This window comes from Vibrio sp. ED004 (genome assembly GCF_023206395.1).
Lineage (GTDB): Bacteria > Pseudomonadota > Gammaproteobacteria > Enterobacterales > Vibrionaceae > Vibrio.
Genome location: NZ_CP066149.1, coordinates 1,485,172 through 1,501,817 on the forward strand (window position 1 = coordinate 1,485,172; position 16,646 = coordinate 1,501,817).

The window sequence follows — 16,646 nt, forward strand, 5'->3', positions numbered from 1 at the left end:
TAGTTACTATAACAAACTTATGTTTCCCTTCGTGTCATACGCAGGACTAAATACCGTTTCTCAGTCATTTAGTTGTTAAATTTTATGACTCGCACTCTAATTCATCCACTTTTGTTAGACCTTTGGCTAATTTAACAACCTTGTAACATCACATTTTTCTATGGTTCTGTCTTCCAACTCCCATATTTCAGTACATTAGCGCCAATACTATCCCGACTAAAGTTGCACAGATCCCTTGACTCATCCTTGCTACATTCTAAATCGTAACATTACGTTAACACGATATTTTACAAAAACGGTTTCTACGAAAACGGAATAAAGGAGAAGGCAATGGCGTTCGAATCTACGGAACATGCTCAAGCCTACTGGAAGGAAAACTTGGGAATTATGGGAACACTGCTCGCGGTCTGGTTTGCAGTGTCTTACGGCGCTGGCATCTTATTTGTGGATGCCCTCAATACCGTTCAGTTTGGCGGGTTCAAGCTAGGATTTTGGTTCGCTCAGCAAGGTTCGATATACACCTTCGTGGCGCTGATATTTATTTACGTTGTTCGCATGAATGCGCTCGACAAAAAATACAACGTACAGGAAGACTAGAGGCTAGAACATGGATATTCAAACTTGGACGTTTATTCTCGTCGGTATTACTTTCGCAGTATATATCGGCATCGCAATCTGGGCTCGTGCAGGGTCTACGAGTGAGTTCTACGTTGCTGGCGGTGGTGTACACCCAGTAGCAAACGGCATGGCGACCGCCGCTGACTGGATGTCGGCAGCATCATTCATCTCAATGGCAGGTATCATCTCATTCGTTGGTTACGACGGTGCGGTTTACCTGATGGGCTGGACAGGTGGTTACGTACTACTTGCGCTATGTTTAGCACCTTACCTACGTAAGTTCGGTCAGTTTACGGTTCCTGATTTCATCGGTGAGCGTTACTACTCGAAAACAGCACGTATGGTAGCGGTATTCTGTGCAATCTTCGTATCATTCACGTACGTTGCAGGTCAGATGCGTGGTGTAGGCGTTGTATTCTCTCGTTTCCTAGAAGTCGACATTAACCTAGGTATCATCATTGGTATGGGTATTGTGTTCTTCTACGCAGTACTTGGTGGCATGAAAGGCATCACTTATACGCAGGTAGCTCAATTCTGTGTCCTCATTTTCGCCTTCCTTGTTCCAGCAATCTTTACGTCAATCATGATGACAGGTAACCCACTTCCACAAGTTGGTATGGGCTCTACACTATCAGGCACAGATGTTTACTTACTTGATAAACTGGATGGACTTACCGAAGAACTCGGATTCACCGCCTATACCGAAGGTAACAAGAGCATGGTGGATGTATTCTTCATCTGTGCGGCTCTAATGGTTGGTACTGCGGGTCTTCCACACGTAATCATTCGTTTCTTCACTGTACCAAAAGTACGTGATGCTCGTATCTCAGCGGGTTGGGCTCTACTGTTCATCTCATTGCTATACACAACAGCACCAGGCGTTGCAGCATTCGCTCGTGTAAACATGATCGAAACAATCAACGGCCCTGACATGCAAGGTGTCGCAGCAGCAGACGCACCAAGCTGGTACAAAAACTGGGAAAGCACTGGCCTAGTAGGTTGGGAAGATAAAAACGGCGATGGCAAAATGTTCTACTCGGGCGATGAGCGTAACGAGATGAAGATTAACCGTGACATCATCGTACTGGCTTCTCCGGAGCTAGCGAAACTACCGAACTGGGTTGTTGCACTACTGGCAGCAGGTGGCCTAGCAGCCGCACTATCAACAGCCGCAGGTCTACTACTGGTAATCTCGACGTCGATTTCACATGACTTGTTGAAGAAAGGCTTCAGACCAAACATGACCGACAAGCAGGAGCTGCTAGCCGCTCGTTTGGCAGCCATGATCGCGATTGTCGGTGCTGGTTACTTGGGGATTAACCCACCAGGCTTCGTAGCACAGGTAGTAGCGTTTGCCTTCGGCTTAGCCGCAGCATCCTTCTTCCCTGCGATTATCCTAGGTATCTTCTACAAGAAGATGAACAAGGAAGGCGCAATTGCAGGTATGTTGTCGGGTATTGCCTTTACAGCAAGCTACATCATCTACTTCAAGTTCATTAACCCAGCAGCAAGCACACCTGAAAACTGGTGGTTTGGTATCAGCCCAGAAGGCATCGGTACGCTAGGTATGTGTCTAAACTTCGTAGTATCGATTGCTGTAAACAAAGTAACTGCTGAAGTACCACAAGATGTACAAGATATGGTTGAGAACATCCGTTACCCGAAAGGTGCTGGTGAAGCTCACGACCACTAAGCACGACCACGAAACAAAGATGTTTAGCAAAAAATGAATCAGTACTTACATTGTAGGGATTAGGTACTGAATCTCAGAAAGCCGATACGTTATGTATCGGCTTTTTCTTTTCCCGTTTCATTTTATAAAAAGACAAACAAAGGGTTGTTTTTAAATTTTCATTTGATAATAATTATCATTAACATCCATTAAAGAGATGCAAATGATGATGAAAGAACAGCAGGGTCTCTATTCGAGGTTTTACAAAGCACAAGATCGCTTTGCTTCATTAGAGCAAGTACAAGGCCATGAGCCGTTTGTAATTCGAGACTACATCGAGTGCGCACTAACGCTTTCCGCCTACTATGAAAAGCACGCTGCCCAAGAAAACATCTTGTTGTGCGAGCTGTACCTGCGCCAAGTTTTCTTCCATTTGATTGAAGCGATTGAGTCTCCAGAGCGCAGTTTCGCCTTTCGACATATCTGCCTAGACTCTATTCACTCACCACTATTTTATTTGAAACGCCACTATTGCCAGCAGCCTCAAGGCCAAGCGCGTTTTTTGAATCTCAGCCAAACACTACAACAAGTCCAAGCCCCACTTGGCTAACAAGGATAGAAGATGACCCTACAATATCGAATTGAGAAAGACAGCATGGGGGAAGTGAAGGTCCCTGCCGATGCGCTATACCAAGCACAAACTCAACGTGCTGCAGATAACTTTGCTTTTAGTTCACACAAGATGCCCACCAGTTTCATTCAAGCACTGGCATTCATTAAACAGGCGGCCGCTGACACCAACGCTCAGTTGGGTTTATTGGAAGGTGATATTGCCAACGCGATCGCCGAAGCGAGCCAAGAGATCATCGATGGTAAATACCTCGAACAATTCCCGATCGATGTTTACCAAACTGGCTCTGGTACTAGCTCCAACATGAATGCCAACGAAGTGATTGCAACACTCGCTTCAAGAAGTTTGCAGGGTGACGTGAATCCAAATGATCACGTCAATATGGGCCAAAGCAGCAACGATGTGGTACCAACCGCAATTCAAGTCAGTGTCGCTCTTATGGCTGAAAACAAACTGCTACCTGCATTAGCCCACCTTTCTGAAGCACTTACCGTCAAACAGCAAGAGCTGGCCGAGGTAGTAAAAACAGGCCGTACTCATCTAATGGATGCGATGCCAATTACCTTTGCTCAAGAGCTTGGTGGTTGGAAGTTCCAGATTGAACACGCTAAGCAAGCGATTGAAAGCACCCTGCCCGCTATCAAGGCGCTAGCTCAAGGTGGAACGGCGGTGGGCACAGGCATCAATGCCGACCCACGCTTTGCCGATAAGTTTGCAAGTAACCTATCTCAGTCGACAAAGATCAGCTTTAACTCAAGTGAGAACTTCTTTTTCAACCTCAGCAGCCAAGATGCGATCGTTGCATTCTCGGGACAGCTCAAAACTGCAGCAGTTGCGATCATGAAGATCTCAAACGATCTTCGCTGGATGAACTCTGGCCCATTAGCAGGCTTAGGTGAAATTGAATTGCAGGCGCTACAGCCAGGCTCATCGATCATGCCGGGCAAAGTAAACCCTGTGATTCCAGAAGCCGCAGCAATGGCGGCAGCGCAAGTGATTGGTAACGACACCACTATTACTGTCGCAGGCCAATCAGGCAACTTCCAGCTGAATGTGATGCTGCCAGTGATTGCTCATAACGTATTAGAAAGTATTGAGCTTTTAGCTAACAGCTCTGTCGCGCTAGCAGATAAAGCGGTTGCGACCTTCACGGTGCGCCAAGACAATCTTGATTTAGCACTTTCGAAGAATCCAATTCTAGTGACGGCACTCAACCCTGTAATTGGTTACTTGAAAGCTGCGGATATTGCCAAGAAAGCCTACAAAGAGGGTTTGCCAATCCTTGATGTGGCAGAAAGAGAAACCGATCTCAGCCGAGAAGAACTCAGCAAATTGCTTGATCCAACCGCCCTTACTCAAGGTGGTATTGCGGGTTAGTTAGCAAGCTGACAAGCATTTGCTAAGACTCGCTGAAATAGCAGAGACAAAAAAGGCCTCATACGAGGCCTTTTTAAGATCTAATGGTGAATTGAATTAACTCACGCGATTCAATACTGCCCTAAGTTTTAGCGGCTTCACAGGCTTGGCGATAAAGCTAAAGCTGTTGGCCTTTATCGCTGCCAACATGTCATCGGTTCTATCGGCACTGATGATAACCCCCTCAAAGGAATCCCCAAGGCGCAAGCGACACTGCTGCAACACCTCAAGCCCTGTTCGACCATTATCGAGACGATAATCAGAGAAGATCACATCCGGCTGCCAGTCGTCATCGAGACACTTCAAGCTTTCGACTAAGTCGACGGCGGTCTTAACCTCACACCCCCAACGTCCAATCAGGTTCTCCATTCCGACCAAAATCTCGCGCTCATTATCGACACACAGTATCTTCAGGTGTTCGATGTCGCTAGTCGCCATTGGCGCTGAAGCTTGCACAACCGGAGCGACCTGCTCCGCTCTCGCTAAGGTGATAGAGAAAACACTGCCTTGCCCCGGCCATGAACGCATCGAAATTTGATGACCAAGCACGTGAGCAATACCTTTAGAGATAGCTAGCCCTAGCCCCAAGCCTTGGTCAGCGCGCACTTGGCTGCCACGAGTGAACTCTTCGAAGATCTCTTGTTGCTTGTCTTCATCAATACCGGTTCCGTTATCCCAAACATCAATTCGCACCTGACCATTCACTCGTCTCGCACCGAGTACCACTTTCCCTTCTGGGTTATAACGAAAAGCGTTGGTCAAAAAGTTCTGAATCACACGCCTTAATAACTTAGGGTCAGAGTGAATGAACAGTGACGATGGAATCATTTTGAACTCAATTTTTTGTTGTCTCGCTAAGGCACTAAATTCCGCATTTAAGTTGGTTAGCACATCGTGCACAGCAATCGCGTGAATGTTGGTCTCTAGCTTGCCAGATTCCAATCGAGAGATATCCAGTAAGTCACCAATCAGATCTTCAGCAGCACCAAGCGCACTCTCGATATGAGACGAAAGCTGTTTCACCTCTTGCTCCTTTGCTACTTCAGAAAGTGATGAAGCAAACAAACGCGCGGCATTGAGTGGCTGCATCAAATCGTGACTTACTGCCGCCAAGAAACGACTCTTAGATTGCGATTCTTGGTCAGAGATTTGTGTCGCTTTTACCAAGCGATGGTTCAGCTTTTCGAGCTCTTGAGTTCGTTCGTGAACTCTCGATTCCAAGGTTTCATTAGCATCTTTTAGCGCTTGCTCTGCTTGTCTGAATACCGTGATGTCAGTAAAGCTCATTACGAAACCGCCACTTGGCATCGGGTTACCTTGTACCTCAATCACTCGACCATCAGGACGAATACGAGAAGAGGTGTGTCGCGTGCCTTGTTCAAGGTGATAAACACGGCGGCGAACGTGATCTTCTGGGTCACCCGGACCACACAAACCTTGTTCGGCATTGTGGCGAATCACATCTGAAATGGGTCGCCCAACCTGAATTAAGCCAGCGGGGAATTCAAACAGCTCTAAGTAACGTTGATTCCACGCCACCAGCCTCATTTGTTTGTCTATTACTGCGATGCCTTGGCCTATGTGTTCAATCGCACCTTGTAGTAAACCACGGCTAAAATCATAGAGTTCAGAGGCCTCATCAACAATGGTCGCGACCTCTTCAAGCTGCATGTTTCTGCCTTGTAAAGCAGAAGTAAGTACTAACTTAGCGGAAGATGCGCCGAATACACCCGCAAGTACGCGCTCTGCATGACGAATTAAACTTGCGGGCGCTTGCTGATTGGGAAGCAGCGGCTGCCCGTGTTGTTGCCAATAGCTGTGTAAGGCACTTTTCGCTCGCTTTCGACCGACAAAACGCGACGCCAACATCTCTAATTCAGCGACCGTCACACGGTTCTGATAAAGGCTGATATTTTCATTCTCAGGCAGCGGCGTACCAACAAATGCTGCTGATTGTAAGCGCTCACTTAGGCTTGGTCTTGTCGACATCGAAACCACGGCATAGCACAGGGTATTGAGCACAATACTCAGCACGATTCCCCAGTTCGAACTGCTGATATTCCAGCTACTGAGCAATTCTGGCGGCGTGATAATCCACAACAAAAGGTTACTTTCGCTATCGCCTGCCAACATGCTGGTTTGACTCATCAGAGTAATCAGCCAAATCACCGAACCGACCATTAAGCCAACATAGACACCTTTTCTGTTACCCGGACGCCAGTACAAACCGCCAATCAGTGCCGGAGCAAATTGAGCAATTGCCGCAAACGAAAGAAAGCCGATCGCAGACAACGAATGAATAGTATCGAGCGCCTGATAAAACAACCAAGCACCAAGAAGTAGCAACAGGATCAACCCGCGACGAATAACGAGTAACAGTCCCGAAAAATGACGATGGGTTCTTTGAGTTAAGCGCATGCGACGCAGAAGCAAAGGCATCACTAAATCATTCGACACCATGATTGCTAACGCGATGGTCGAGACAATCACCATGCCACTCGCAGCAGAAGTACCACCTAAGAAAGCCAACAAGGCAATATGATTAGCACCCTCTGCCATTGGCACACTGATCACGTAAGTATCGGCTGGCATGTCAGTCAATAATCCCTGACCTGCCCACGCAATCGGCAGAACAAACAATCCCATCAAAATCAGATAAAGCGGAAATAACCAGCGAGCGGTGTGCAGATCTTGAGGGCGTTCGTTCTCAACCACCATGGTATGGAATTGGCGTGGCAAACAGACAATCGCCAACATGGTTAAGACCGTATGAATAATTAAGGTCGGAATATTCGGTGATTCGTAGGTGGAAGCCGCCACATCAAGCAGGTCGATTTTATCGCTGCTCATCGCCAAATACATGATAAACAGGCCAACAATCAGGAATGCCACCAACTTAACGATAGACTCAAACGCCACCGCCATCATCATGCCACGGTGATGTTCCGTGTTGTCAATGTGCCTGGTACCAAACAACATGGTGAAGATGGCCAGTGCGCCAACCACAAACCAAGAGACGTGATAATCCTGATAGCCAAAATCTTGCGCCAGACTCGGAGCAACAATATCCAACCCCATGGTGATACCACGCAATTGCAGCGCGATGTAAGGAAGAATGCCGACCACAGCAATCACGGTGACGGCCACCGCCAAGCCTTGGGATTTTCCGTAGCGAGCCGCGATAAAGTCGGCAATAGAGGTAATGTGTTCACGCTTCGCTATCAAGATCAGCCGCGCTAAGATCCGCCACCCAAGAGTGAATACCAGAATCGGTGCGAGATAGATGGGTAAGAAAGACCAAGGGTTATTGCTCGCCTGACCCACCGTTCCATAGAAGGTCCACGAAGTACAATACACCGCAATGGAAAGGCTATAGATCCACGGTCGCCAACGCGATAGCCAACGAACCTGCCTGTCTCCATACCAAGCGATCAGAAATAACACGCCCAAGTAGGCTAAAGAGACTGGAATTACTACCCATCCTTGCATTGAAAACCCTTTCTTCATCCATAAAAAAACCTCTCCATAAGGGAGAGGTTTCATTTAACTAAGGATGTGGGATTAACTCAATCGCATCGCTTAAATTCTGTGCTTTAGACTCTAATAATCACGATTGGTTATCAGCTATGAACTTCTGACTCTGGTTGATTCACTTCAACCACAGAGCTTCTTTCATCCAGTTTAATGAACAGTGCCAGTCCACCCATCGCAGCCATCGCCCAGAAGATATTGGCACCCCATAGCTCATAGCCCCAACCACTCAGTGTTGTCATTAGAGCAATGAATGCGCCCAGCGGGATTGCGTTGTACAGAGCTTGTAACGCCACCATCTTGTTTTGTTCTTCAGACTGAATGTATTGAATCGCAGCGATATGTGCCATCGCGAAGGTCACACCGTGCAGTAGTTGCACCAAAATCAGAGCCGCAATGGCGGTAGTTGATGCTGTGATGCCCCAACGAGCCATCACACCTAATGCCGCCACGACAAATAAAGTACGTAACGTTAACCCAGAGAACAGTCGCTTGCTCAGAGCAAACACCGCCACTTCGGCAACCACACCCAAGCTCCATAAGTAACCAATGATGGCTTCAGAGTGACCCGCTTCTTTCCAGTAAATCGCACTAAAGCTGTAATAAGCGGCATGGCTACCTTGCAACAACGCCATTAAGGCCAAGAACTTCACAACAGAAGATTCTCGCAGCAGTTCACCCAGCTTAGGGCGAACAGCCTGTTGTTGAGAATGCGTCACCGGCATCACGTTCGGATTTCTCATCGCCAGCACTAATGACACCAGCACACCAGCAAACGCCGTGTACAAGATCATGTCCGTGCCAAATTTCGCCACCAAGTAACCCACCACAGTCGAACCTGCGATAAAGGCAATCGAACCCCATAAACGAGTGCGTCCGTAGTCGAGCATATTCAGACGACTGTAGTGGTTAGCCATCGCATCCGAGAGCGGGATGATCGGCCCATAACAGAGGTTAAACAGCACCGTTGCCAACAGCATCAATATAAAGCTGCCGCCAGTGAAAAAGTGGAAGCCAACAAACAGCAGGGCCGCAAAACTCAACCAACGCAGAGCCGGCATTAAGTGTTCAACTTTATGGATACGAGGCGTAATCACTAGGTTTGCCACACAACGCGTCGCAAAACCGATACCAATTAAGACACCAATGTCACCCGCAGAAACGCCTTGGTCTTCAAACCACAGCGCCCAAAATGGCAAATAAACACCATAGGCAAAAAAGAAACCGAGAAAGTACTGGGAGATCCAGCCATAGGGAGAAGGACTAAACATAGGCGACCTATAAAATGTGCAGAAAGAAGCAGCACCAATTATGCCTACGTCGCATAGGATGAAAAAGGGAATTATTGAAGAGATAGCATTCCTGTATTCAATGAATATCGACATCCCATTTGGCTAAAGTATCCAGTGTTCACCAGCCCTTACGATCGCATTTAGACTAAAGTCGTCTGGAGCTTCGCTGGTAATTTGTCAGACTGAAAAGAGACTCCTAACTCTTTCGATGCTTATGCCTGATAAATTTAATATGCAGCACCCGCCCTTCGATAGCCTGTCCGACGCGGAACAGTTAACGCTGCGTTCCTCATTAGATGTGGTTTATTACCGAGCGCACGAGGTGATACTGGAGGCCGACCGCCCAAGTCGCCATCTGCATATTCTGATTAAAGGGGCCGTCGAAGAGCGTGCCAGTAGCGATGGAGAGATCTACGCGCACTATGCCAATGACGATATTTTCGATGTGCGCAGCCAGTTTGAGCCTCACACCAAGCACCAATATATCGCGCTAGAAGATACCTTAAGTTATCTATTACCAACCGATATATTCCTTGAGCTTTACCACGCCAATGGCCAGTTCGCGGCTTACTTTGATAGTAACCTATCGACCCGAAAAGCACTGATTGAAGCCGCTCAGCAGCAACAGAATCTTGCCGAGTTCATACTGACCAAAGTCGACGACTCTATTTATCACCCACCACTGATACTCGAACCCGAACAACCGATTAATCAAGTCACTCAAACCCTGAAAGAACAAGGGTTGGACTCGGCTCTGGTTCATTTAGATCATGATGATCTAAAAGCTTTTGGATCATCATGTACCTTTCCATATGGGATCGTCACACGAACCAATTTACTGCACGCGGTGATGCTCGATAATCGCCCTCTCGAGACCGCGGTTGGCGAGATAGCAACTTTCCCTGTTTTGCATGTTAATCACGGCGATTTTCTGTTTAACGCCATGATCACCATGACCCGAAATCGCGTAAAAAGGCTGATGGTTTGTGATGGTCAAAACGCAGTGGGCATGGTCGATATGACGCAAATACTCAGCGCGTTCTCCACTCACTCGCATGTACTTACTTTGCGAATTGCGCGAGCCACCAGCATTGAAGAGTTGGCCATGGCTTCCAACAAGCAGCGTCAATTGGTCGAAAGCTTACTCAGTAATGGCATTCGTACACGCTTTATCATGGAGCTAATTTCAGCGGTAAATGAACAGATTATAGAGAAGGCGTTTGAGTTGGTTATCCCGCCAGCGCTGCACAACCATTGCTGCCTGATCGTGTTGGGTTCTGAGGGGCGTGGAGAACAAATCCTCAAAACCGATCAAGACAACGCGTTAATAATTCAAGATGGTTTGGAGTGGCATCAATGTCAAAGTGCCATGAACGACCTCACCCACACACTGCAGCAATTGGGTTATCCGTTATGCCCGGGCAACGTGATGGTCAACAACCCGAAATGGGTGCATTCAGAGCAAGAGTGGAAACAAACCCTCACTAGTTGGGTAAGAAAAGCAACGCCAGAGACAGTGATGGATATCGCCATCATGGCGGACGCACACGCAGTGGCGGGTAACAGGGAATTATTAAAACCGGTCAAACAGCACTTGAGTGATTTGATGCTCGGACAAGAGTTGATTCTGACCGAATTCTGCCGCCCTGCCCTGAATTTCTCGGTTCCACTGACCCTGTTTGGTAACGTGAAACAGTCCAAGTCAGGACTCGACATCAAACAAGGCGGTATTTTCCCTCTCGTGCACGGTGTGAGAGCACTGAGCCTTGAACATGGTGTCACGGTCAATAACACCTTCGAACGCATTGAGCATCTCGTGAGTAAGAAGGTACTAGAGCAAAGCACCGCGGATAACCTCAATGAAGCGCTCAAGCAGTTCTTTAAGTGGCGCTTATCACAACGCCTATCGCAACAGCACAGCAGCAATAAAATCGACGTCAAACTAATGGAACGAGCTGACCGAGATCTGCTTCGTCATAGCTTGCACGTGGTTAAGGAATTCAAGCAATGGCTTGGCTACCACTATCAGATAAGGGACTAGGCGATTGAACGATGAATAGACTGGTTCGCTATTACTGGCACCACAAGCTCAAAGGCTCTGCGTATCAGCCTCTATTTACTGCGCCTGCTCATCAAGAATATGTCTCACTCGATTGTGAAACCACCAGCCTCGATCCCAATCAAGCCGAACTGGTGACCATTGCCGCGACAAAGATCATCGGTAACCGAATCATTACCAGCCAACCTTTTGAAGTGCGGCTGCGGGCGCCTCAATCACTCGATTGCAATTCGATAAAAATCCACCGCATTCGCCATCAAGATCTCAAGCATGGCATCGAAGAGAAACAAGCCCTAATAGAGCTACTGAGTTTCATTGGTAATCGTCCTTTAGTCGGTTATCACATCCGCTATGACAAGAAAATTCTCGACCGCGCCTGTTTAAAACAGCTCGGATTTCCGCTGCCTAACCGATTAGTCGAAGTGAGCCAACTCTATCAAGACAAACTCGAGAGACAGCTGCCCAACGCCTACTTCGACCTCAGTATGGATGCCATCTGTCGCCAGCTCGACTTGCCTATTCCAGTCAATAAACATGATGCATTACAAGACGCTATCTCCGCCGCGCTGATCTTTGTTCGCCTTAAGCACGGCGACTTGCCCCGCTTCAACTCTTCTTATTCTTAATTCAACCACGGGCTTTCTACATAGAGAGCAACATCTCAAAAATGAACTTAACTCGCTATTTTGTAAGTGAAAAGCGGCGTCTCATCCTAAAGTCTAATTGTGGAAGTCGCCGTCCTAGCCGAGAGTGATAACACAAAGACGGTTCTGTAATAGACCTAGAAACTGAACACAAAGGAAGTTGCCAGTTCATTAGGAATGTAGGCACAAGGAGAGATGCAATGAGTGAAGCCCACGTTTATCCGGTAAAAGAAAATATTAAATCAACCACACACGCGGATAATGACACTTACCTAGCCATGTACCAGCAATCTGTTTCTGACCCTGAAGGCTTTTGGGGTGAACACGGAAAAATCGTTGATTGGATTAAGCCTTTCACACAGGTAAAAAACACCTCTTTCGACCCTGGCCACATCGACATCCGCTGGTTTGAAGATGGCACGCTTAACGTATCGGCTAACTGTATCGACCGTCACCTTGCTGAACGCGGTGATGAAGTCGCAATCATCTGGGAAGGCGATGACCCTGCCGATGATAAGACCCTAACTTTTAATGAACTACACAAAGAAGTGTGCCTGTTTTCAAATGCTCTGAAAGAGCAAGGCGTACGCAAAGGTGATGTGGTTTGTTTATACATGCCAATGGTGCCAGAAGCGGCAGTAGCAATGCTGGCGTGTACCCGTATTGGTGCGGTTCATACAGTGGTATTCGGTGGTTTCTCACCAGAAGCTCTGTCTGGTCGTATTATCGATTCAAACTCTAAAGTCGTGATCACTGCCGATGAAGGCGTGCGTGGCGGCCGTGCTGTTCCACTTAAGAAAAACGTTGATGAAGCTTTAACTAACCCTGAAGTGAAGAACATCGAAAAGGTTGTGGTATTCAAGCGTACTGGCGGTGATGTTGCTTGGCATGAACACCGTGATGTGTGGTGGCACGATGCTATTGCTAATGTATCTGCAGATTGCCCACCAGAAGAGATGAACGCAGAAGATCCACTCTTCATCCTTTATACGTCAGGCTCAACGGGTAAACCTAAAGGTGTTATGCACACCACTGGTGGTTACCTTGTTTATGCAGCGATGACATTCAAATATGTATTCGACTACCAAGAAGGCGAAACCTTCTGGTGTACAGCCGATGTGGGTTGGATTACGGGTCACACATACCTTGTATACGGGCCACTCGCTAATGGTGCAAAAACCATTCTGTTTGAAGGCGTGCCGAACTACCCGAACACAAGCCGCATGAGTGAAGTAGTCGATAAGCACCAAGTGAATATTCTTTATACTGCACCAACGGCTATTCGTGCACTAATGGCGAAAGGCAACGAAGCCGTTGAAGGCACATCTCGTGACAGCTTAAGAATCATGGGCTCAGTGGGCGAACCTATTAACCCAGAAGCGTGGGAGTGGTACTACACAACAATTGGTAATGAGCAGTCTCCAATTGTTGATACTTGGTGGCAAACAGAAACGGGCGGCATCTTAATCGCACCACTACCGGGAGCAACCGACCTAAAACCTGGCTCAGCGACGCGTCCATTCTTCGGTGTACAACCTGCACTGGTTGATAACATGGGTAACATCATTGAGGGCGCAACTGACGGCAACCTTGTGATTCTTGACTCTTGGCCGGGCCAAATGCGTACCGTTCATGGCGACCATGACCGCTTCGAACAGACTTACTTCTCTACCTTTAAAGGCATGTACTTCACCAGTGATGGTGCTCGTCGTGATGAAGATGGCTACTACTGGATTACTGGTCGTGTTGATGACGTACTTAACGTGTCTGGCCACCGTATGGGTACCGCAGAGATTGAATCGGCTCTAGTAGCGTTTGATAAGATTGCAGAGGCAGCGATTGTGGGTATCCCTCACGATATTAAAGGCCAAGCCATTTACGCTTACATCACGCTGAATGATGGCGAGTTCCCAACCGCTGAACTTCATAAAGAAGTGAAAGACTGGGTACGTAAAGAGATTGGCCCAATCGCAACGCCAGATGTACTGCACTGGACCGACTCATTACCGAAAACTCGTTCAGGTAAAATCATGCGTCGTATCCTGCGTAAGATTGCTACCGGTGATACAGGTAACCTAGGTGATACATCTACTTTGGCAGACCCAAGTGTGGTTGATAAGCTGATTGCCGAGAAAGCAGAACTGGCATAAGCAACCAGTCACATCCTGAATTACTGTTTAAAACAGACCTTACCTAAACCGTCACCTATGTGGCGGTTTTTTTAGGTTCATCGCGGCTTTCCGGGGAAAGCCGCTTTTATCTTCAAGAAGAAGTAGTCTGTATCTCGATATCCATACCCCATTCGCTTGATTAACTTTATTTTGTTGTTTATCCCTTCCAATGTGCAGGTGTTGAGCGGATAAGTTGCCGATGCAATAATACCGTGAAGATAAGGCCTCAGTTTTCGTGCAAACTCTTTCAATGGCTTAATTCCACTCTCTTGCACTTGTGCCCACCATACCTCCCAGAGCCCCTTAGCATGTGCTTCTGATTTACAGTACCAAAGCTCTTTGAGTTGTGAGCCGAGTATATAAGTGGCCATCAAGTCCTTATTGATATTCAATATTTCAGTAAGATAGCTATCTTGTCGTGCATTTAAATTACCTCTGTTTTTCAGCAGTACCCAGCGTGAGCGCTTCACCCATTGCCTCGCTTTTTTATCCTGCTTGAGTTTGTTAGCTTGGTCGACTCTGACTCTATCCATCACCTCACGACCGAACTTAGCAACAACATGGAATAAGTCGTAAACGATTTTTGCATTCGGGCTGTGCGCTTGAACTTCAAGGTCAAAAGCCGTATTCATGTCCATTGCGACCGCTTCGATATTGTTACCATGCTTGCCTAACTGCTCGAAAACGGTCGTATGTCCTTGCGGCTACGACCTAACCCTATCCAAATGACTTGGTGAGTCTTAGCATCAGCGATGACTGTGGCATATCAGTGCCCTTTAAAGATGGCGAACCTCGTCCATGACGAGCTGCCTTAGCCCTTCCCATTTCACTGACGGTACCACTTGGCGAAGTCGACGTTTATCTATCTCTTTAATGGTGTGCCAATGAACGCTCGTTAACTGGGAGATATGCTTAATGGGAAGAAGAGGCAGTAGTTGTTCTATATAGCTTTTTAGACGCGTCGTTATACGAGCATAAGGCTCTAACCAAGATAGAAACTCTGTTTTTATGCCGCAGTCACGACACTTGATCCTTCGAGTTTGAACGGAAAGCTCAACAGGAACATTGAACAACATGGCCTCTTTCACATGACGCCATTGATACTCATGGATAGCCTCAGCTTCAAGACCGCAAAGGCATTTAGCCTCAGAATTAGGTTTAAGAGTTAGTGTAACAAGTGATGCTGTCTGGTGAGACTTTACTATTTTAAAGCCTTCCCAGAATGAAGATAGGAAAGTATGATTCGGCATGAAAACGGTAGTTTGTGTATGATTTTTGTTTGGCGACTAAACCATATCACTTACTACCGTTTTTTTTGTTTTTAGTTCCCGCTAATCCGCGATGAACCTTTTTTTATGGCTGATCTTGATCTCAAATATCCCGCCCCAAATTAAGACTAAGGCGCTTTTTTGTTAAGTTGGTAACAACTCCACGCTGTATCAATAGGAGATTAGACCAGTAAATTGCTGCGATTTGCGCTGAATTAGCTATAATCTGGTTCTAATTTTTAAATTTGGGTTTTTCTCACTAGAAATTAACCGCAAATTTTCAATAAAATGGCAACATTCACGTTCGTAAACACGATAAAGGAAGATAGCCCCACGATGTCTACAAAGTTTCGCATTCTAGTTTTAAATGGCCCAAACCTTAACCTGTTAGGCCTAAGAGAGCCGGCACACTACGGTTCTCAAACACTTGACCAGATTATTAGCTCATTGACCGAGCAAGCGAAAGCACACGATGTTGAGCTATCTCACTTACAGTCAAATCGCGAATATGAACTGATTGAAGCGATCCATAGTGCTTATCAAAATGTTGATTTTATCATTATCAACCCAGCAGCCTTTACACATACCAGTGTGGCACTGCGTGATGCACTACTTGGCGTTGCAATCCCATTTATTGAGGTCCATCTATCGAATGTTCACGCACGTGAACCATTCCGCCACCACTCTTACCTATCTGATAAAGCAGAAGGTGTGATTTGTGGCTTAGGTGCCCAAGGTTATCAATTTGCTTTGACCGCTGCGCTCAGCAAGCTCAACTCAAAGTAAACATAAACAACGAACTATTACTAACCTACTCAGTCATAGAGTAAGTTCAATTAACAGATAAAGAGAAAGAAACAATGGATATTCGCAAAATCAAAAAGCTAATCGAATTGGTTGAAGAGTCTGGTATTTCTGAGCTAGAAATCTCTGAAGGTGAAGAGTCAGTACGAATCAGTCGTAACAGCACTGCACCTGTAGCACCTGTTCAATATGCAGCAGCTCCAGCACCTGTAGCAGCGGCAGCAGCGGCAGCAGCGGCAGCAGCTCCTGCGGCAGCGGTTCCTGTAGCAGCAGAAGCTGCGGCTCCAGCAGTTCCAGCGGGCCACCAAGTTCTTTCTCCAATGGTTGGTACTTTCTACGGCGCTCCAAGCCCAGACGCAAAACCATTCGTTAAAGTTGGTCAATCAGTAACAGCTGGCGAAACTCTATGTATCGTTGAAGCAATGAAAATGATGAACCAAATCGAAGCTGATAAGTCTGGTGTTGTTACCGCTATCCTAGTTGAAGACGGTCAACCAGTAGAATTCGACCAAGCTCTAGTAATTATCGAATAATAGAGAG

General features: G+C 46.9%; 11 protein-coding genes and 1 pseudogene. 9 read left to right on the forward strand and 3 right to left on the reverse strand.

What is annotated here, in order from left to right:
* Positions 1 to 330 precede the first annotated feature (330 nt).
* The 4 genes from ITG10_RS06675 (at position 331) to ITG10_RS06690 (ending at position 4,298) form a co-directional block, all read left to right on the forward strand.
* Positions 331 to 597, forward strand: coding sequence for a DUF4212 domain-containing protein (locus ITG10_RS06675; RefSeq protein ID WP_010435433.1), 267 nt, complete (start codon positions 331 to 333; stop codon positions 595 to 597).
* Positions 598 to 607: 10 nt separating this feature from the next.
* Positions 608 to 2,311: a sodium:solute symporter family protein gene (locus ITG10_RS06680; protein WP_017630894.1), complete on the forward strand. Its 1,704-nt coding sequence runs from the start codon at positions 608 to 610 to the stop codon at positions 2,309 to 2,311.
* Between the two features lie 202 nt (positions 2,312 to 2,513).
* Positions 2,514 to 2,900, forward strand: a complete 387-nt coding sequence (locus ITG10_RS06685; protein WP_017630893.1) for a hypothetical protein — start codon at positions 2,514 to 2,516, stop codon at positions 2,898 to 2,900.
* Between the two features lie 12 nt (positions 2,901 to 2,912).
* Positions 2,913 to 4,298 carry a class II fumarate hydratase gene (locus tag ITG10_RS06690; protein WP_248386750.1) on the forward strand — a complete coding sequence of 462 codons (1,386 nt, stop codon included), beginning with the start codon at positions 2,913 to 2,915 and terminating at the stop codon, positions 4,296 to 4,298.
* A 96-nt stretch (positions 4,299 to 4,394) separates the two neighbouring features.
* On the opposite strand, the gene ITG10_RS06695 is transcribed toward ITG10_RS06690, so the two are convergent.
* On the reverse strand, positions 4,395 to 7,826 hold the full coding sequence (locus tag ITG10_RS06695) for a PAS domain-containing hybrid sensor histidine kinase/response regulator (protein WP_128644366.1): 3,432 nt from the start codon (positions 7,824 to 7,826) through the stop codon (positions 4,395 to 4,397).
* A gap of 131 nt (positions 7,827 to 7,957) precedes the next feature.
* Positions 7,958 to 9,139, reverse strand: a complete 1,182-nt coding sequence (locus tag ITG10_RS06700; RefSeq protein ID WP_026084246.1) for a 3-phenylpropionate MFS transporter — start codon at positions 9,137 to 9,139, stop codon at positions 7,958 to 7,960.
* Positions 9,140 to 9,368: 229 nt separating this feature from the next.
* Here ITG10_RS06700 and ITG10_RS06705 point away from each other — a divergent pair, with 229 nt between their 5' ends.
* The 3 genes from ITG10_RS06705 (at position 9,369) to acs (ending at position 14,013) form a co-directional block, all read left to right on the forward strand.
* Positions 9,369 to 11,201 (forward strand): DUF294 nucleotidyltransferase-like domain-containing protein, encoded by a 1,833-nt coding sequence (locus ITG10_RS06705; protein WP_017630890.1) that lies wholly within the window; start codon positions 9,369 to 9,371, stop codon positions 11,199 to 11,201.
* A gap of 11 nt (positions 11,202 to 11,212) precedes the next feature.
* Positions 11,213 to 11,845 (forward strand): 3'-5' exonuclease, encoded by a 633-nt coding sequence (locus tag ITG10_RS06710; protein ID WP_017630889.1) that lies wholly within the window; start codon positions 11,213 to 11,215, stop codon positions 11,843 to 11,845.
* Positions 11,846 to 12,063: 218 nt separating this feature from the next.
* Positions 12,064 to 14,013, forward strand: coding sequence for an acetate--CoA ligase (gene acs, locus ITG10_RS06715; protein ID WP_017630888.1), 1,950 nt, complete (start codon positions 12,064 to 12,066; stop codon positions 14,011 to 14,013).
* A gap of 77 nt (positions 14,014 to 14,090) precedes the next feature.
* Here acs and ITG10_RS06720 read toward each other — a convergent pair.
* Positions 14,091 to 15,284: pseudogene (locus ITG10_RS06720) on the reverse strand (ISL3 family transposase).
* Between the two features lie 354 nt (positions 15,285 to 15,638).
* Here ITG10_RS06720 and aroQ point away from each other — a divergent pair.
* The gene (aroQ, locus tag ITG10_RS06725; RefSeq protein ID WP_010435475.1) at positions 15,639 to 16,088 is read left to right on the forward strand and encodes a type II 3-dehydroquinate dehydratase; all 450 of its coding nucleotides are present in this window, start codon (positions 15,639 to 15,641) and stop codon (positions 16,086 to 16,088) included.
* 74 nt (positions 16,089 to 16,162) lie between these two features.
* Positions 16,163 to 16,639 carry an acetyl-CoA carboxylase biotin carboxyl carrier protein gene (gene accB, locus ITG10_RS06730; RefSeq protein ID WP_017633388.1) on the forward strand — a complete coding sequence of 159 codons (477 nt, stop codon included), beginning with the start codon at positions 16,163 to 16,165 and terminating at the stop codon, positions 16,637 to 16,639.
* Positions 16,640 to 16,646: the final 7 nt, after the last annotated feature.